Origin of the sequence: Treponema sp. TIM-1, from assembly GCF_046533115.1 — a bacterium.
Classification (GTDB): Bacteria; Spirochaetota; Spirochaetia; order Treponematales; family Breznakiellaceae; genus JAIRMO01.
In genome coordinates this window covers 1-17,712 of record NZ_JAJQRC010000055.1, presented here as the reverse complement: position 1 = coordinate 17,712, position 17,712 = coordinate 1, and the positions used below count along the sequence as shown (strand labels likewise).

The 17,712-nt window shown below is 54.6% G+C and carries 17 protein-coding genes; 9 read left to right on the top strand and 8 right to left on the bottom strand.

The genetic code is table 11. The features are described 5' to 3' along the window. Positions 1-157: 157 nt before the first annotated feature. Positions 158-316, top strand: a complete 159-nt coding sequence (locus tag LQZ21_RS13735) for a DUF1016 N-terminal domain-containing protein (protein ID WP_411045092.1) — start codon at positions 158-160, stop codon at positions 314-316. 65 nt (positions 317-381) lie between these two features. Further along, positions 382-837, top strand: coding sequence for a DUF1016 N-terminal domain-containing protein (locus LQZ21_RS13730; protein ID WP_411045091.1), 456 nt, complete (start codon positions 382-384; stop codon positions 835-837). Here the strand turns inward: LQZ21_RS13730 and LQZ21_RS13725 are convergent. Both LQZ21_RS13725 and LQZ21_RS13720 read right to left on the bottom strand, forming a co-directional pair. Then, positions 793-1,359 carry a hypothetical protein gene (locus tag LQZ21_RS13725; protein WP_411045090.1) on the bottom strand — a complete coding sequence of 189 codons (567 nt, stop codon included), beginning with the start codon at positions 1,357-1,359 and terminating at the stop codon, positions 793-795. The two genes, LQZ21_RS13730 and LQZ21_RS13725, sit on opposite strands and share 45 nt — an antisense overlap. Positions 1,360-1,756: 397 nt before the next feature. Next, a complete protein-coding gene (locus tag LQZ21_RS13720; RefSeq protein ID WP_411045089.1) occupies positions 1,757-2,707 on the bottom strand; it encodes a glutathione S-transferase family protein in 951 nt (316 codons plus the stop codon). Positions 2,708-2,891: 184 nt separating this feature from the next. Here LQZ21_RS13720 and LQZ21_RS13715 point away from each other — a divergent pair, with 184 nt between their 5' ends. Then, a complete protein-coding gene (locus LQZ21_RS13715; RefSeq protein WP_411045088.1) occupies positions 2,892-3,500 on the top strand; it encodes a GNAT family N-acetyltransferase in 609 nt (202 codons plus the stop codon). A gap of 46 nt (positions 3,501-3,546) precedes the next feature. On the opposite strand, the gene LQZ21_RS13710 is transcribed toward LQZ21_RS13715, so the two are convergent. The 4 genes from LQZ21_RS13710 to cysK form a co-directional block, all read right to left on the bottom strand. Then, positions 3,547-4,563 carry an ABC transporter substrate-binding protein gene (locus LQZ21_RS13710; RefSeq protein WP_411045087.1) on the bottom strand — a complete coding sequence of 339 codons (1,017 nt, stop codon included), beginning with the start codon at positions 4,561-4,563 and terminating at the stop codon, positions 3,547-3,549. A 110-nt stretch (positions 4,564-4,673) separates the two neighbouring features. Beyond that, on the bottom strand, positions 4,674-5,471 hold the full coding sequence (locus LQZ21_RS13705; protein ID WP_411045086.1) for an ABC transporter ATP-binding protein: 798 nt from the start codon (positions 5,469-5,471) through the stop codon (positions 4,674-4,676). A gap of 9 nt (positions 5,472-5,480) precedes the next feature. Then, a complete protein-coding gene (locus tag LQZ21_RS13700; RefSeq protein ID WP_411045085.1) occupies positions 5,481-6,443 on the bottom strand; it encodes an ABC transporter permease in 963 nt (320 codons plus the stop codon). Between the two features lie 5 nt (positions 6,444-6,448). After that, positions 6,449-7,390: a cysteine synthase A gene (cysK, locus tag LQZ21_RS13695; protein WP_411045084.1), complete on the bottom strand. Its 942-nt coding sequence runs from the start codon at positions 7,388-7,390 to the stop codon at positions 6,449-6,451. A gap of 496 nt (positions 7,391-7,886) precedes the next feature. Here cysK and LQZ21_RS13690 point away from each other — a divergent pair, with 496 nt between their 5' ends. From LQZ21_RS13690 to pheS, 5 genes are all read left to right on the top strand, one after another. Next, positions 7,887-8,618, top strand: a complete 732-nt coding sequence (locus tag LQZ21_RS13690; RefSeq protein WP_411045083.1) for a GNAT family N-acetyltransferase — start codon at positions 7,887-7,889, stop codon at positions 8,616-8,618. Positions 8,619-8,725: 107 nt separating this feature from the next. Continuing rightward, the gene (gene glgX / locus LQZ21_RS13685) at positions 8,726-10,879 is read left to right on the top strand and encodes a glycogen debranching protein GlgX (RefSeq protein WP_411045082.1); all 2,154 of its coding nucleotides are present in this window, start codon (positions 8,726-8,728) and stop codon (positions 10,877-10,879) included. 61 nt (positions 10,880-10,940) lie between these two features. Further along, positions 10,941-11,567 carry a 5' nucleotidase, NT5C type gene (locus LQZ21_RS13680; protein ID WP_411045081.1) on the top strand — a complete coding sequence of 209 codons (627 nt, stop codon included), beginning with the start codon at positions 10,941-10,943 and terminating at the stop codon, positions 11,565-11,567. Continuing rightward, the gene (locus LQZ21_RS13675; RefSeq protein WP_411045080.1) at positions 11,503-13,083 is read left to right on the top strand and encodes a B12-binding domain-containing radical SAM protein; all 1,581 of its coding nucleotides are present in this window, start codon (positions 11,503-11,505) and stop codon (positions 13,081-13,083) included. Before LQZ21_RS13680 ends, LQZ21_RS13675 begins: the two co-directional genes overlap by 65 nt. A 278-nt stretch (positions 13,084-13,361) precedes the next feature. Next, positions 13,362-14,963: a phenylalanine--tRNA ligase subunit alpha gene (gene pheS / locus LQZ21_RS13670; protein WP_411045079.1), complete on the top strand. Its 1,602-nt coding sequence runs from the start codon at positions 13,362-13,364 to the stop codon at positions 14,961-14,963. 16 nt (positions 14,964-14,979) lie between these two features. Here the strand turns inward: pheS and rarD are convergent, their stop codons facing one another. Continuing rightward, complete coding sequence (rarD, locus tag LQZ21_RS13665) at positions 14,980-15,864, bottom strand: EamA family transporter RarD (RefSeq protein ID WP_411045078.1); 885 nt, start codon at positions 15,862-15,864, stop codon at positions 14,980-14,982. Positions 15,865-16,040: 176 nt separating this feature from the next. Here rarD and LQZ21_RS13660 point away from each other — a divergent pair, with 176 nt between their 5' ends. Next, positions 16,041-16,784, top strand: coding sequence for a thermonuclease family protein (locus tag LQZ21_RS13660; protein ID WP_411045077.1), 744 nt, complete (start codon positions 16,041-16,043; stop codon positions 16,782-16,784). Positions 16,785-16,901: 117 nt separating this feature from the next. On the opposite strand, the gene LQZ21_RS13655 is transcribed toward LQZ21_RS13660, so the two are convergent. Continuing rightward, on the bottom strand, positions 16,902-17,712 hold an 811-nt coding region (locus LQZ21_RS13655; protein ID WP_486401695.1), incomplete at its 5' end, for a transposase family protein.

The following is a 17,712-nucleotide window of genomic DNA, read 5'->3' as shown; positions in this document are numbered from 1 at the left end:
GAATAAAATGCCATGCATTTTATTCTAATTGCTTATGCAATAAGGAAATAACATGACCAATCGGTCATGTTATTTCTGCGCGGGTCCTTAGGGCGATATAAGGAATTATTGTGATCATCCCAAAGAAGGAGAACCCCGGAAAGATGAAGTTGAATAGTTGATTTTCGAGATCTACCGGGACAAGCCAAAACTCGCACCACTGGTGCGAGAATTAACCTGGACAAATAATATTATCATAATGGCCAGGGCAAAAACTGAGGAAGCCCAGGAATTTTATATCAAAAATGTGCATAAAAAACCACCATTCAAAACATGAGCGGCAGCTCGACACCATGCTTTCAAACACGAGTCAAATTTGATTTTTTGACGGGGAGAACAATAATGTCCGCACTTTCAAAAGCATACATAAGCGAAATCAAACAAATCATCAAAGAAGCGCGGGCAAAAGCCTATAACGCCGTGAACTATACCATGGTCGAAGCCTATTGGCTCATTGGTCGGCGCATTGTAGAAGAAATCCAGAACGGTGAACACCGGGCAAATTACGGCGAACAGGTCATAAAAAACGTATCAAAAGCTCTCACTGCGGAATTCGGCAGAGGCTTTTCCGAACGGAGTGTCAGGCAATATCGCCAGTTTTATCAGATGTTCCCAAAGTTCCCGATTCGGCGATCTATGATCGCTATTTCCGGCAAACAAAAGAAAGATTCGGCGATCATTGATCGCCAAATTGCCGAAAATTTGCGCCACCCCCTCGGTTGGACTCATATTCAGCGCATAATGCGGGTTAGCTTAAATTTCTTCGACCAGACCTGCCTGCATATCGGCGGTTTGTAAAAACAGGACCTCCTTATAGGCGGCCAATGACTTTTCAAGGGCGAATTTGTCCATGGGGCTTATGTCATAGGCGCCCATGTGCCAGCGTATAGCGTGGTTCCATGCATCAGGCAGGGCAATATATTTATTGATCCGTAGCATGGACTCAATACCGTGTCCAAAGGAAAGGTAATTGTCCTTGATCTTGTAAAAGGGAACTTTTTCCCAATTTCCGGTTTCTTCATTTTTTGCGTTTTTTGTTTTTATCTCATACATATTCGTTTTGCATAAATCGTGGAACAGGCAGGAAACAATCAAATAATACCTATCAACATCACCGGAAAGCATGACCGGTGCAAGGTGTATCCCATTGGCGGTAACCAAAAGAGAATGACGGACCAGACCGTTTTCTTCGCTGCCGTGGAATTTCGTTGATGCCGGAGCCGTATAAAAATCGGTTTCTTGTTCAATATGGGCAAGTAATTGCCAGACCGGATCTTTTGAACCACGGGCAAGGATCTCGCTAAAAATGCGGTGGATCAATTCTTTGTATTGATCGGTATCTTTCTTTTTCGAAATAAAGTTTTTTATATCGTCAGCGAGTGCATAAGCGGTGTATTCTTCTATGGTATCGTTTAAACTGTAATCGCGCAGATAACAACTCCCCTGGGATCCTGCCCATGCTTCCTGGCAATTTTACCTGAATCCTCCAATGTCAGAAATCAGGCTACCTCTATTATATCACAGCTTGTTCTTTTTGCGCAAGGGAACACATTACCGCATAAATAACTCATATTACGCAGGAAGAATAGGATTAACCACGAACAGACACGAAAAACACGAACTTTTTGTTCGAAACATCTTCTTGTTCGTGATGGTTCGTGAGGTTCGTGGTTATTTTTCATTTCTACAACAGTCTAACTCGTTATATTACAAAAAATTAAGCCGATTCCCGGCCATGGGGTGTATTCCAGTCCGCCGGGGCGGGGCCTTTGGGTACCAGATGATGGATATTGCCCGGATCGCAGCAGCGATGGTAGTGGGTCTTTATGTGATCAAAATCCGTGTTGTCCCTGAAGGCCGGAATCTGGTAGAGGTCCCGTGAATAGGCCCAGAGGTTGGGGTAATCCCGGATGCGTTTTTTGTTGACCCGGAAACAATTGTAATACGCCGCGTCGAATCGTACCAGGGTTACAAAGAGCCGGATGTCCGCATCGGTAATGGCATCCCCCAGGAGATAGCGGCTCTTTCCAAGCCGCGCTTCCAGCCAGTCCAGGCGCTTAAAAACAACGTGGTAGGCCGCCTCATACGCCTCCTGACTCCGGGCGAATCCCGCCTCGTATACGCCGTTGTTCACTTCTTTAAAAATAAGGTCATTAAGGGTGAAGATCTCCTCCCGTTTGTCATCGGGAAGAAGATCAGGGGCCCCTTTTTGGTGAAAGGCTTTCCATTCTTTTTCCCAGTAGTAGGTCATGTTGATATAATCATTGTTAACGACTTTGCCGGTGGTAAGATCCACCAGCACCGGAACGGTAAAGCGGCCCGAATATTCAGGATCGGTGTTCAGGTAGAGTTCGCTTAAGTAGCGCACCTTCAACACCGGATCCACCCCGCCGGGATCAAGGGAGAACTCCCAATCACTCCGTTCCTTTTCGGGCCGTATGGGGCTTACGGTCCCGACACTCACGGCGTCCTCCAGGCCCAGAAGGGAACGGACGATCAGCTGCCGGGTAGCCCAGGGACACGCCCGGGTCCATATCAGCCTGAAACGCCCGGCTTCGGGGTGAAGGTCCTGCGGCCCAAAGCCGAAGGGGGTTATAAAGCGGTTTTTTTGCCTGATAAAGGCGCCGTTTTCGCCGGTTTCATCTTCGAACCAGGTCTGATAAGCCATAGGGCATGCTCCTTTTTTTGTTGCGGGCGGCCAGGTCTTTGGTTCCCAGGGACGCCAGGCATAGCCTCTTGCAAGTAACCTATAAATCATATAAAATTACTATACTTCTATACTATGTTATTTTAAGAAACCGGTCAATAGGGGGAATTTCCCAAAATTTCGGCATTTGGAAAAAGGAGGCAGTATGGAATTCAGGCTGATGGACGAGGCGGATTTTAACGAAATCGTGGGCCTTATGGTAAAGGCGTTTTTTCCTTCAACCCTCTATACCTGGGCGGCTCCGGATGAGAAGGAACGGCTTAAAATTCTTTCCGCCATGTTCCGTTACCGGGTCCGGGGCTGGCTTGAGGACGCCCGGGAAGTACAACTGGTCCTGGAAGACGGGCAAATTGTCGGTTCCGCAACCTGGATCCGGCCCCGGACCACCCCCCCGCCGGCCAACGGGCCTTCCCTGGATGAGGTATTTGCCGGCCTGGACCCGGCGGTGGTGGAACGGTGGTCAAAATTTCAGGCGATCATCGAGGCCCAGGAAAAAAACATCATTCCGCTTGCCTGGGAGCTTGCCCCCATCGCGGTACTCCCGGAAAAGCAGCACAAAAAAATCGGCAGCGCCCTGATCAACAAAAAACTCGCCGCCATCGATGCGGAGGGCCTTCCCTGTTATCTCTGTACCCAGGACCGGATCAACCTGACCATCTACGAGCGTTTTGGGTTCAAAAAACAAGAGGAACTTTTGATTGTCGAAGGCGGCCCGGTGAGTTATACCATGAAACGGGAGGTACCGCGAAGGTGAAGAACCCAGGAGCAAGCCCCTGGATTCTTCTCAATGCAAATGCTGTTTAAAGCGAGTCGGGCACTCCCGGTATGGCGATAAAAACGTTATTGGTAAGTTCATCCACATCCACGGAGCTGTCCAACAGGCCGATCCGCTTTAAATCTTCGGTGGTGCGCCGGATGCCTTTTTCCACCCCGCTTACGGTGGCGCGGTAACTGTAGGCCTTGAGGAAGCCGATGTTGTCTTCCACATTACCCGCGGCGTATTGTTTTTCGGCAACCAGCCTGGCGGTTTCCTCAGGATGTTCCGCGGTGTATTGGGCCGCCTTCTGTACCGCCCGCAGGACCTTGGCAAGGACTGCGGGGTGGTTTTTCGCCACCTCGTTGTTCACCGCGACCACGCAGCAGTATTCGTCTTTCAGGTAGCCGTCCTTTGAAGTGTCGGCGATGGTTCTGGCCCAGCCTTCTTTCTCCGCGGCATAAGCCGGGGGATCGCCGGTGGCAATCGCGTCCACCTGCCCGTTTTTCAGGGCAAGGGCCAGCTCCGGCCCGGAATAGACGACCCACTCCACCTCACTGTTCGGTTCCACCGTGCGGATCCCCTCTTCGGCCAGATAGCGCTGGAGGATGATGTTGGGGGGAGAGGCCAGGCCCATGGTCCCGATGCGCTTGCCCCGCAGGTCCGACAGTTTTTGGATGCCGCTGTCTTTCCGTACCACTATTCTGGTACATCCGGTGTGGAGCCCCAGGGGTATCTTGATCTGCAGGCCGTTGGCAATCGGCTGGATCATGCCGTCCAGGAGATTGTTGGTAACATCGATGGTACCGTTGGTCAGCAGCAGGGGGATCTGACCAATATCGATCATCACATGTTCCCATTTAAGCCCCTCTTCTGCAAAGTACCCCAATTCTTCGGCGATAAAAAAGGGCGCCGAACAGAGTCCCGGCCCGATTCCATACCCGATCTTGATGACATAGTCATCGTCCGCTACCGGCGCTTTTTCTTGGGCGCCCCGGGCAAACATGCCGGAAACCACCCATAAAGCCAAGGCCGCCGCAAGAATCCGTTTCTTTCTTTTCATAGAACCCTCCTTGGGTTTTATATAAGATTGGGACTGCCGAAAAGTTGATTGCTTTTCGTACCGCCCGTAAGTCCATTCAGGCTACGCGCAGTAAACGCGCGAACCGGAATTTACAGGTAATATTGGGGTTCCGCCCGCTGCCCCGTAAAATTGAGGATCCGTAAAATAGCTGAACGGAGTTTCAGAAATTCAGGATCGTCCCGCCGCCGGGGCCGGCCCAGCTCTACCCGCATCACCTTCTCGATCTTTGCGGGCCGGGCGGACATCACCACGATGGAATCGGCCATATAGATCGCCTCATCCACATCGTGGGTGACCATCACCGTGGTCATCTGCTGCTGCTGCCAGACTTTGAGGATCTCGTCCTGCATATTCATCCGGGTAAAGGCGTCCAGGGCCCCCAGGGACTCATCCAGGAGCAATACCTTGGGCTTGTTGACCAGGGCCCGGGCCAGGGCGACCCGCTGGGCCATGCCGCCCGAAAGCTGATGGGGATGGGATTTTTCAAAACCCTCAAGGCCCACCAGTTTTACAAAATCAGGGATGGTGTGTTTTTCGCGCCGGTATACTCCCCGGGAACGGAGGCCGTAGGCTATATTGTGGTAAACATTTTGCCAGGGAAACAGGGTGGGGTCCTGAAATACCAGCCCCCGCTCATATCCGGGCTTTTTAATCTCCTCCCCGTCAAGGAGGATACTTCCCGAATCCGCCTTTTCAAGCCCCGCGATAAGCCTGAGCAGGGTTGATTTTCCGCAGCCCGAAGGCCCCACCAGGCCGGTAAACCCCCCGGGCTCGAAACGAAGGCTCACCTCATCCAATACGGGTATATCTTCCCCCTCGTTCCGGGGAAAGCGTTTACAGAGTTTGTCGATGACGATCAGTCCTGTTTCTTTTTGCGTTTCTTCCATTTTTTCCCCTTACCAGCGGATCAGGCCCTTTTGCCAGCTCAGTACCCGGTTTTGCAGCTTAAATTGCAGGCCGATAAGTACGGAAAACGTTACGGCGATCACGATAAGGGCCGCGTAAACCTGGGAATAGGCAAGCACGTCCCGCTGCCAGTTGATGTACCAGCCGATTCCGTATTTACAGCCGATCATCTCCGCGGCCATCAGGGTGAGGAAGGATGAGGCGGTCCCGTTAAAAAGCCCGGTAAAGATGCTCGGCGCCGCGGCCGGCAGGGCGATGGAGACGATGTTCCTGAGGGGGCTTGCCCCCAGGGTCTCGGAAACCTCGAAGTAGGTTTTACGCACATTCAAAATACCGGAAGCGGTGAGGATGGTCGTGGGGAACCAGACCCCCAGGGCGATGAGGAAGATCCCCGCGGTGGCGGGCTTGGTAAAGACCACCAGGGCAATGGGGATCCAGGCCGTTGAGGGTATGGGGCCGATGGTGCGGATCACCGGCATGATCCAGTAGTTACAGCGGGCGCTCCAGCCGATGACGGTCCCGGTGAGGATCCCCGCAAGCGCGCCGGAAAGGTAACCCAGGATCAGGAGCCGGAGGGAATAGGCCAGGCAGCGCAGGATGAACTGCCACTCTTTTCTAAAGGCGTCCAATATACGCTCCGGCGCGGGGAAAAAAAGGCCCGGCAGCAGATTGAGTTTTAGGGTGATTACATCGTAGACCCCGAGGAACAGAAAGGCCGCGGCGAAAAAGGGTGCCTTGAATACCAGGGGCTTGGCAGCTGCCGGAAATACCAGGCCCGCCGCAGCCCAGAGGACAAAAAACGCCGACAGCGCCTCCAGGGCCCAGGCAAAATAGGGCAGCCGCTTAACATGATACTCCGGGTGTACCGGTATATACCGGTGTACCAGGAACACCGCCACCAGTGCCGCCGCAGGCAGGAAGGTTTGCCACTGAAATCTTCGTTTGTTTTCCATACTAATTAATTTGAGCCGGCTGTAAACTGAAAAAGCGGCGTGGAAAGGTAACGCTCCCCCGTATCAGGGGCCACGGTGACCACCCGTTTCCCGGCCCCCAGTTTTTCCGCGGTTTTTATGGCCGCGAAGATCGCCGCCGCCGATGAATACCCCAGGAAAAGGCCCTCCCGGGCGGCAAGGCGGCGGGCCAGATCAACCGCCTCGTCATTGGTCACCCGGATAATCTCATCATAGATATCCCGGTTAAGCACCTTGGGGATGATCCCCGCCCCTATGCCCTGGATAACGTGGGGCCCCGGCTCCCCGCCGCTTAAAACCGGTGAGGCGTCGGGTTCTACCGCCACGATGCGGATGTCCGGCCGTTTTTCCCGCAGGTAGGCGCCCGCGCCGGTGATGGTACCCCCGGTGCCTATGCCCGCCACAAAGGCGTCGGGGATCTTTCCCGCCAGGGCCGTTTCGATTTCAGGGCCCGTGGTTCGCCGGTGGATCTCGGGATTATGGGGGTTCTCGAACTGCTTTACCTCAAAATAACCGTGTTCGGCGATGAGTTCCGCCGCCTTGTCAAAGGAATTTTTGATACCCCCCACCGCGGATACGATCACCACCTCGGCGCCATAGGCCTGAATGATCTGCCGCCGTTCCAGGCTTACATTGTCGCCCATTACCACGATGAGCCGGTACCCCTTAACCGCGGCAACCAGGGCCAACCCAATGCCGGTATTGCCGCTGGTTACCTCGATAAGGGTGTCGCCGGGCTTTATCTTCCCTTCGGCCTCGGCGGCATTGATCATATTGAGGGCGATCCGATCTTTTACCGACCCCCCGGCATTAAAGGATTCGAGTTTAACCAAAACCTCCGCCGCGCCCGGGGGGACCAGCCGGTTCAGCCGTATCAACGGGGTATTACCGATAAGTTCGGTAACATCAAGAGCAATGTTTTCTTTCATATCATTATCCTAGTAGATCAATATTTGTAATATCATATAAAACATAGGGAAATTGTCAAGTATCCTTGAGCGAATACCGGTAATTTTCAGGCTAAATAATTAAAATAACCACGAACCGGGAGAAAAACTAACCACGAACCACTCGAACACCACGAACGAAGAGGAGGAAAAATAGGAAGAAATAACCACGAAGGCGCATAAGGCGAAAAAGGTAAGAATAATTAAGAGAGGAGTGAGGAAAGGGAAATTAAGAATGAAAAGTGAAAAGTGGGTGTTCTTCCTATTTTCTTAACTCCACTCTTAATTCTTATTCGCCTTCTTCGCCTTCGTGGTGAATTTCTTCCATTATCCGTATGGTTCGTGGTTTTTCCTGTCTTTTGTTCGTGTGGTTTGTGTGGTTCGTGGTTATTCCTCTCTCGTGTCCGTGTGGTTCGTGGTTTTTTTTCCTGCAACGGGGTTGTTGATTATCCGAAAGTCGTGATATGCTATCATACCCATGAATGTGTTACCTCTTCGTTTTACTCCAACCGGCTACGTGGTTATCTTTCCCCAGGACGATCTGGATCTTACCATAGATGTGCTGCTGGATATTGATTATGGCCAGGAATTCTGCCTGGCATCGGATTTTCACCCGGTATTTATCGCCGACCTTATGGCAGCGGGATTTCTGGTCATGTCGACGGAAGTTGAGGAGGAGCCTTCGGATACGGAAGAAGATAGAGAACCCAGTTATCTCCTGCTGCCGAAACTCCACCTGACCCGATCAGTGCTTTTTTTTGAGGATCTTCATGTAAAGAGGAGCCTCAAGCCCCTGCTTTCCCGCTATAAGCTGGAGGTGGACCGGGATTTTGAGCGGATTCTGAACCGTTGTGTTGAAATTCACGGGGATGACTGGCTTACCGCCCCCTTGCGGGAGAATATCCGCTTGATCCGCGGCCCGGACAAGTTCCCGGTGCGGCCCGTTTCCTTTGGGGTATACCGGGACGGTGAGTTACAGGCCGGTGAATTCGGTATCATCGCGGGCCGGGTATATACCAGTTATTCCGGGTATTATGACGAGGATAATGCCGGAACCGTTCAGATGGTATTGATGGCCCGCTACCTCCAGGCCGCGGGGTTTGCGTTTCTGGATCTGGGGATGCCCCTGGAATATAAGGATATGCTGGGCGCCCGGAACATCGAGCCCCGGCATTTTGTCGAATTGTTCCGAAATGCCCGAAAAAAATAGCTTATATCGAGGCTTTTCCACTGCTTCGGTTGTGGAAAAGCCTCGGCCTTTTTTCAAAATATAACATTTTTATGTCGTTTTTTATTATATTATGATAGGATGATACTATGAGTTTTGGTAATTTCATCGTTGAGAATGGCAAGCCCCTTCCGTTAGGCGCCGTATTGACCGATACCGGGGTTAATTTTTCCCTTTTTTCCCGGAATGCCCTTTCAGTGATCCTGATCCTTTTTGAGTCCCCGGATTCGGACAGCGCCTATGAAGAAATAATCCTCGACAAACAAAAAAACCGGACCGGGGATGTCTGGCACTGTCACATTCGGGACCTTAAAGCGGGGGCCCTCTACCTTTACCGGGCGGATGGGCCCTACTTGCCGGAAAAAGGCTTTCGGTTTAATGTCCATAAAACCCTGATCGATCCCTATGCCAAGGCCCTGACGGATTTTGACCAGTGGGACCTCCAGTCCTGTATGGGGTATAACCCCCAGGAGCCCTCCGGCGACCTCTCATATTCGTATAGAGACGATAGCGCCACCCAGCCCCGGTGTGTGGTGATCGACGATGCCTTTGACTGGCAGGGGGATATGCCCCTGAATTACCCCCTCCGGTTCAGCGTTCTCTACGAAACCCATGTCCGGGGCCTTACCATCCATCCCAGCGCCGGCTCCCAATATCCGGGTACCTTCCGGGGGGTGATAGAAAAGATCCCCTTTTTCAAGGACTTGGGTATTACCAGCCTGGAATTTCTCCCCATTCAGGAGTTCAACGAGCGGGAGCTGCCCCGGTTAAATCCCCGGACCGGAAAGCCCCTGGTAAATTACTGGGGGTATTCCACGGCGGCCTTTTTTGCCCCCAAGGGTTCCTACTCCTGGGATAAGACCCCGGGAGGGCAGGTGGGGGAATTCAAGGAGATGGTTCGGGAACTGCACAAGGCCGGTATTGAGGTAATCCTGGATGTGGTGTTTAACCATACCGCCGAGGGGAATGAGCGGGGGCCGACCTTTTCTTTCCGCGGCCTGGATAACACCATCTACTATATTCTGGATGAGAATAAACGGTACTATAAAAATTTTTCCGGCTGCGGAAACACGGTAAACTGTAATCACCCGGTGGTGCGGACCCTGATCATGGACTGCCTCCGGTATTGGGTGACGGAGATGCATGTGGACGGCTTCCGCTTCGACCTGGGCTCGATCCTGGGCCGGGACCAACAGGGGCGGCTTATGGAAAACCCCCCGGTGCTGGAACAGATCGCCGAGGATCCGGTGTTGCGGAACACCAAACTCATCGCCGAGGCCTGGGACGCCGGAGGGGCCTATCAGGTGGGCTGGTTCCCCGGGGGCCGCTGGGCGGAGTGGAACGACCGTTTCCGGGACGATGTACGGAAGTTCTGGCGGAGCGATCCCCATCAGGTGCGGCATCTGGCTACCCGGCTTTCGGGGAGTTCGGACCTGTACCTCCGGGACGGGAGAAAACCCTTTCATTCCATCAACTTTGTAACCAGCCACGATGGGTTTACCCTGTGGGATCTGGTTTCTTACGAAAAGAAACACAACGAAGAAAACGGGGAGGAGAACCGGGACGGGGGCGATGCCAATTACAGTTCCAATTACGGGATAGAAGGGGAAGGCGCTGACCCGGCGATACAATCCCTGCGGATACAGCAGATCAAAAATTTTATCGCCACCCTGATGGTGTCCTTGGGAACTCCCATGGTCCTGGGGGGGGATGAATTGGGCCGGACCCAGCTGGGGAATAACAACGCCTATTGCCAGGACAACGAAATTTCCTGGTACGATTGGTCTCTTCTGGAAAAAAACAAGGACCTTTTCCGTTTTATCAAGGGAATGATAGCCTTCCGGCTGCGGCACCACGGGTTTATGCGTCCGGAATTTTATACCGGCCGGGACGGCAATTACAACGCCATCCCCGATATCAGTTGGTTTGATGAAAAGGGCAATTCCCCGGATTGGGAAAAGATGGGCGCCTGCCTTGCCCTGCGGATGGACGGCAGCCGGGCGGATATTCTGGCGGATCAGGATGATAATGACTTTTTTATCATGTTTAATGGGGGGGAAGCGCCGATCCCCTTTGCGCTCTGCGAAGCCCTGGAGGGAAAAACCTGGGTCCGGGCGGTGGATACCAGCCTCGCCTCCCCGGAGGATATAACCCCGCCGGGGGAAGAGCAGCCCCTCGCCCGGCCGGACATCTACCCGGTTAAGGGCCATAGTGTGGTGATCCTCGTTTCAAAATTTTTATGAATGGGGCGGTTTTGGGAAAATCCCGGTGTAATACATAATGTAATACAAGAGGTAATACAGTATGGATGAAAGCAGTTTTATTCTGGGGGTGGACCTGGATGGGGTGGTAGGGGATTTCTACGGAACCATGCGGGTCATTGCCGCGGAGTGGCTTAATAAGCCGGTGGAAGCCCTGACCGAAGAGGTCAGCTACGGGCTGGAGGAATGGGAAATTGACGAATACGGCGGATATGACCGGCTCCACCGTTTTGCCGTGACCCAGCGGAACCTTTTCCGGGACATGAAACCTATCCAGGATGCCCCGGCCATTTTGCGAAAGCTCTCTAATCGCGGGATCCGTATTCGTATTATCACCCACCGGATTTTTATCAAATACTCCCACCGGACCTCCATCACCCAGACCGTGGACTGGCTGGACCGCTACGATATTCCCTACTGGGACCTGTGTTTTATGAACGATAAGGGCGCGGTGGGGGCCCATGTGTACATTGACGACGCCCCTTCCAACGTCATCCGGCTCCGGGAACACGGGTGCAGGACCATCGTGTTTACCAATTCCACCAACCGGGATCTTCCCGGTCCCCGGGCCGATTCCTGGCAGGATGTGGAGCGGCTGGTGATGGATGTCAAGGAAGAATGGCGCACCGGTACCCTGGACCTTTTTGGCGGTTTGGGCGTCCCCGGTTAGCTTGGACATCCTCCTTACCACGATTAACGCCAAGTGGATACATCCCTCCCTGGCGCTCAGGCTGCTCAAGGCCAACCTGGGACAACTGGAAAACCGGGCGGAGATTTTGGAATTCGCCCAACGCCAGCCCCTAACAGAAAAAACCGAACCCATTCTGAGCGCGGCGCCCCGGATTTTGGGGATCTCCGTATCCATCTGGAACCACCAGGGGACCGTGGAACTTTTGCGGGCCCTGGAGAAAAGCTGGAACCCCCGGGCTGTCCGCCCGGTCATTGTTCTTGGGGGGCCGGAGGTTTCCTACCTGCCGGCGGGAGCCGAAATCATCCGCCGTGCCGACTGGGTAATCCGGGGAGAGGGGGAAGATGTTTTCCGGGAACTCTGCGGCCTGCTGTTGGACCGCGCCGGAGACCGGACAGACAGGGACGCCCACGGGACCTTGGAAGGGCTGATCCGGGCCCTACCCCCGGTCCGGGGGGTAGGGGGAAAGATCGTCGAGGCCCGGCCCGTAGACCTCGCCGCCATTGATCCGGGGTACCGGCTCTACACCAAGGAGGACCTGAGCCGGAAACTGGTCTATGTGGAGGCCTCCCGGGGCTGTCCCTTTGGCTGCGAGTTCTGCCAAAGCTCGGTCCCCGTAGGCGGGGACCGGACGGTTCGGGAATTCCCCCTGGATGCCTTTTTAGGGGAGATGGCCGCCCTGATCAACCGGGGGGGCAGGGGCTTTAAGTTCCTGGACCGGAGCTTCAACCTGGATACCAACCGGGCCCGGCAAATTATGGAATTTTTTCTGGAGCGGCTGCAACCTTCCGCCCCGGTAGATAGCCCCCTTGCCGGGCAGCATGGGGCTGCTCCCCGCCCCGGCCCGGACTACGTCCACTTCGAGATGGTTCCCTCCCGGTTTCCCGTGGAACTTCGGGAAACCCTCACCCGGTTTCCGCCGGGCAGCCTGCGGCTCGAAATCGGGATTCAGACCTTTAACCAAGCGACTTCCCGGCTCATAAACCGGCCCGGGGACCCGGAACAGGAGCTGGAGGTCCTGGGTTTTCTCCGGGAGAAAACCCAGGCTATTGTTCACGCGGACCTTATCGCCGGCCTGCCCGGGGAAGGGTTGGACTCCTTTGCCCGGGGTTTTGACCGGCTCTGGCAGGTCCGGCCCGCGGAGATCCAAGTGGGCATCCTCAAGGGCCTCCCCGGAACGCCAATCCTCCGGCACAACGGCCCCCACAACATGGTCTATGCGCCACACCCGCCCTACGAGGTTCAGGCAAGCGCGGCCCTCTCCGGGCCGGACCTGGACCGGATCAGGAACTTTGCCCGGTTCTGGGAACTCATCGTTAACCGGGGGGCCTTTGACGACCTGGTTCCGGCCCTGCTGCCCGATGGGGAGCCGGTGTTTTGGCGTTTTTTGGCCCTGTCGGACCGGCTCCTGGAACGATTCGGCCGCAACTGGGGCATAGACCGCCGGGAACTCCGGTCCGCCCTGGAAGCTGATGAGACTATATCCAAAGAGATTTAACCACGAACCACACAAACCACACGAACAGAAACAAAGACAAATTGGCGTTTTCTCGATATTTCTTTTCTATCTTCCCACGAACAAAGAAGAGAATTCAGGTATAAATTCCTGAATACCGAAGCAAAAGTTCGTGCTGTTCGTGTCGTTCGTGGTTAATCCTCTTCTCCCTTCCTTCTTCGCCTTTGTGGTCGAATTCTCTTCTCGTCTCTTCCGGTACCGGCGCTTTTCCCCTTCTCAAAACAGCTTAAACCTGGTATTCTCCATAGATAAGGTGTATCATGGATATTCAAAACACGGTAAAAAATCTTCATCCGCTGGAAATTAAGATCATTCTTTTTTATAAAAAAGATGATGAGCTGACCATCGAAAAAGTCGAACGGGACCTGGGCTTTAAACCGGGAAACGGAAACCAGGCCCTGTCCTGGCTTGCCGGCAAGGGCATAGTCAGGGAGATTCGCCGGGAAACCAGGGTTTTTTTTGAATTGACCGATCTGGGCCGGCAGTGGAAGGAGCGGGGGACCCCCGAGGAACGGATCATCGAACTGGTCCGAATCAAGGGAGGGGACGCTTCCCCCGGCCTCCGGCTTCCGGAGATTGCCCAAACCTTGGGGCTTGATAATAAGGATGTGGGGAGCGCCTTTGGGGCCCTCTCCAAACTCGGGGTGTTCACCATGGATGGGGAAAAACGGGTATCCATGAGCCTGCCCCCGGAGGACTTGGTCAATGGCCGGCCCGGTAAGGGCGAGGCTGCGCGGCATCTGGCCGTGGTTCGATCCCTTTTGGACAAGGCCGCGGAAGGGGGCAGCCTTTCCCGGGAGGATCTCTCCGAAGAGGAGCGGACCGCTATGGCGGGGATAGCCAAAAAACGGGGGGCCGCCGCTGCTGCTTTCCGGGACCTGGATCGGGAGACCGTTGTTTTCGGCTTTACCGAAACCTGGACCGTCGTTGCCCAGGCGCTGCAAGCGACGGGGATCACCGGGGATGAAATCGGGACCCTCACGCCGGAAATGCTGGAAACCGGGAGTTGGCAGGGAAAAGCCTTCCGCTCCTATAATGTGCAGGTGCCCCCTACCCGGCTCATCGTGGGCCGGACCAACCCCTACGCAAAATTCCTGGAGGATGTGAAGGATAAACTCGCCTCCCTGGGGTTTGAGGAATTCGACGGCCCCCTGGTGGAGACCGAATTCTGGAATTCCGATGCCCTTTTTATGCCCCAATTTCATTCCGCCCGGGACATTCATGATGTGTACCATACCGCGGATCCGAAGCAGGCCAAGGCCATTGAGGAGCCCTGGCTTTCCAATGTGGCCGCGGCCCACGAGAACGGCGGGACCACCGGCAGCCGGGGCTGGAACTATGCCTTTGACCGGGAATTCACCCGGCGGCTCATCCTCCGCAGCCAGGGAACGGTACTGTCCGCCAAACAGCTCCCCACGGCCAAGATCCCCGGCAAATACTTCGGTATCCTCCGCTGCTTCCGTTACGACCGGGTGGACGCCACCCATCTTTCGGACTTCTACCAGACCGAAGGGATAGTCCTGGGGGAGGAGGTGAACCTTCGTACCCTCCTGGGGATGCTGGAGATGTTCGCCCGGGAAGTGGCCGGCGCCAAAGAGGTCAAGTACGTTCCCGGCTATTTCCCCTTTACCGAACCTTCGGTGGAAGTTCACATCAAACACCCGGTACTGGGCTGGTTTGAACTGGGGGGCTCAGGTATTTTCCGGCCCGAGGTAACCGCTTCCCTGGGGGTGAACGTGCCCGTGGCCGCCTGGGGTATCGGCATAGACCGCATGGCCCTCATGGCCCTGGGGCTCAATGATCTGCGGGAACTCTTTAGTTACGATATTGAGGATGTCCGGCGGCGGCGAAGCGCCCAATGAGCCTTTGCCCGGCGAACTACGGTTCAGCCGGCAAAGATTCGCCGGTTCGCCGCAAGAAGGAGAGGAATACCGCAATCCAGATGAAAGTGAAGGGCAGAAGGTTACGAACCGGAAAGGATTCTCCAAAGACAAAAACCCCAATGATGAGCATTATGGTGGGTTTGATAAATTCAATAAAGCCCATGGCGGAGAGGGGAAGTAATTTTACGCCCCGGGCGAAACAGTAGAGGGGGATGGTGGTTACCGCCCCTGAGAGGATGAGCAGGACCCAGAGGCCCGGACGCAATTCCCCAAGTTCACGCAGGGCATTTGCGGGAAGCAGGATGAACAGAAGGGCCAGGGGAGAAGCCAGCAGGGTTTCCGCGCCCAAAGTTTCCAGGGAACCGGCGGGAGCCTTTTTTTTGCAGAGGCCGTAGAAGCCGAAGCTCAGGGCCAGGCCCAGGGATATCCAGGGGAAGGCGCCGGAAAAAATGGTGAGGATCACCACCCCGGCAGCGGCAAACCCAAAGGCCGTCCACTGTATCCGGGAGAGCTTTTCCCGAAAGAAAATGAGGCCCAACATAATGGACACCAGGGGGTTTATATAATAACCCAGGGAGCTCTCCACGGTATGCCCCGCGTTTATCGCCCAAATGTAAAGCCCCCAATTACAGGTCACCAGACAGGTGGAAACGATAACCAAAAGCCGCCGTTCCGGCTCAATGATGATGCGGAGCCACCGGGTATTCCCCTGGGGTATAAGGATGCAGAGGATCAGGAGCAGGGAGCAGAGTATCCTGAACGCTAATATGCTCAGGGAGTTAACCGGGGCGAGTAATTTCCAATAAATCGGCAGAATTCCCCAGGATGCCTGGGAAACCACCGTGAAAAATATGCCCTTTACCCGATTTGAGGTAACCATTGTTTAGCATGTCCCAAACCAGGACCCTTGGTCAAGGCCGTTACGGTAATCCCTGAATTCTCTCCATTGTTCGTGCGGTTCGTGGTTATTTTTCTTCCCTTTGCTGAACTGAGAATTGCCGGCGGTTATCCTGACCATACTTTTCTTTTTTGGCTTATTCCTGCATACTAATCCCTATGATCAGAAAATTTTCCAGCTTCACTCTGGCGCTTTGCTTGTTCCTGTCTGTTTCGGCAGTGTGCCGGGGCGCGGAGGCGGATCTGATGGTGTATGTCACCAACACGGGTGAGCGGTATCACCGGGAGGGCTGTTCTTCCCTGCGCCGTTCCCGGATCCCCATAAGCCTGGGGGAAGCGGTCCGGTCCGGGTATGGGCCCTGTTCCATCTGTAAGCCCCCCAGCCTTTCCGAAAACGCCCTGATCCCCGAGGAACCCAGGCCCCCCCTGTACCGGGTCAATGTGGCGGAACTTGCCCTTTCCGCGGAGGCGGAGCTGCCCCGGATGGTTCCGGCGGAGGTGATAGATCATGTGGACGGGGATACGGTGCGGGTACGGATCCAAAATGCCCCGGACCAGGTGGGACCGGTAGAGACCATACGGCTCATCGGGGTTGATACCCCGGAGACGGTCCACCCGTCCAAGCCCGTGGAACGTTTCGGTAAAGAGGCCAGTAATTTTACCCGGGAAGGGCTTTTGGGCAAGTCCGTGTACCTGGCCTTTGATTGGGATCTGCGGGATCGTTATGGCCGGCTTTTGGCCTATATCTACACCGGGGACGGCCGCTGTTTCAACGCATTCCTCATCCGGGAAGGTTACGGTTTTGCCTATACCCGGTTTCCGTTTCAATTTATGGAAGAATTCCGTACTCTGGAACGGCAGGCCCGCGACGAAAAGCGGGGCCTCTGGGGGGATAATTCTTAACAGCCGCTTCCTCCCCGCGAGAAGATCCTCCGGGGCTTGCCCAGGATTTTTCAAAACACATGTCAATAACGAGCGATTCGTTCACCCCCTAATGGAACTAATTCACCGGGGAAACGTTCACCCCCCCTCAGTTCTATCGGCAAGCTCGGGGACTTTTACGTCGGCGAAGAAGGAATCGTGAATGAGCCGTTTGGTAACCTGCGGCAGATGAGATGTTTTGTCTTTATTCAGGAAGTCCAGGAATTTTACCCCGTAATACGTTTTGTCGTAATACGCTTTGAAGCCGATCTTTTCGCTGAACAGAAACACGATAGGTTTCTTGACCGGCGGCTTGGGACTGTCAACCTGAAAGGTGTAATTATGAAACGAGAAGCAGCCGCAGTTGTCTGTTTTGCGGTGGTATTTGGCGGCAAGCAGGGTATCAAGGTCGAAGGTTACCGGGAGGGGCGCAAAGGCGGTTTCATCCGGGCAAGCGGGGTTCCGGTGGAACCGCTGATTAAACTCCCTGATGAAACGGGGGAGGGCGGCGTTAGCCTGTTCCATGGTGGTAATGCCGTTCAAAGCGAACCAGACGGGCAGGCGGCTTTGCAGGGTCTCCCACAGCCGTTCAATACGCCCTTTGGCTTGGGGGCTTCCCGCAGGAATCAGATCACAGCCTAAGGTTTCCGCGATATAGCCGAATTGGGTGGTATCCAGGGTTTTCCCGGCTAGTTGCTCCTCAATCGACCAGTGTTCCGGTTTTTTGGTATTGACGAAATATACCCCTATTCGGTCGGCATAGAGGGCTTCAGGCACCCCATAGCCCTGTAAGACAGCCCGAAACGCCTCAAAATACCCCTGCAGACACTCATGTTCGCACAGGTACAGCCCCAGAATGTCTCCGGTTGCGTCATCCTGAAAGCCATGTAGGGCGTATTGGACGCCCAGA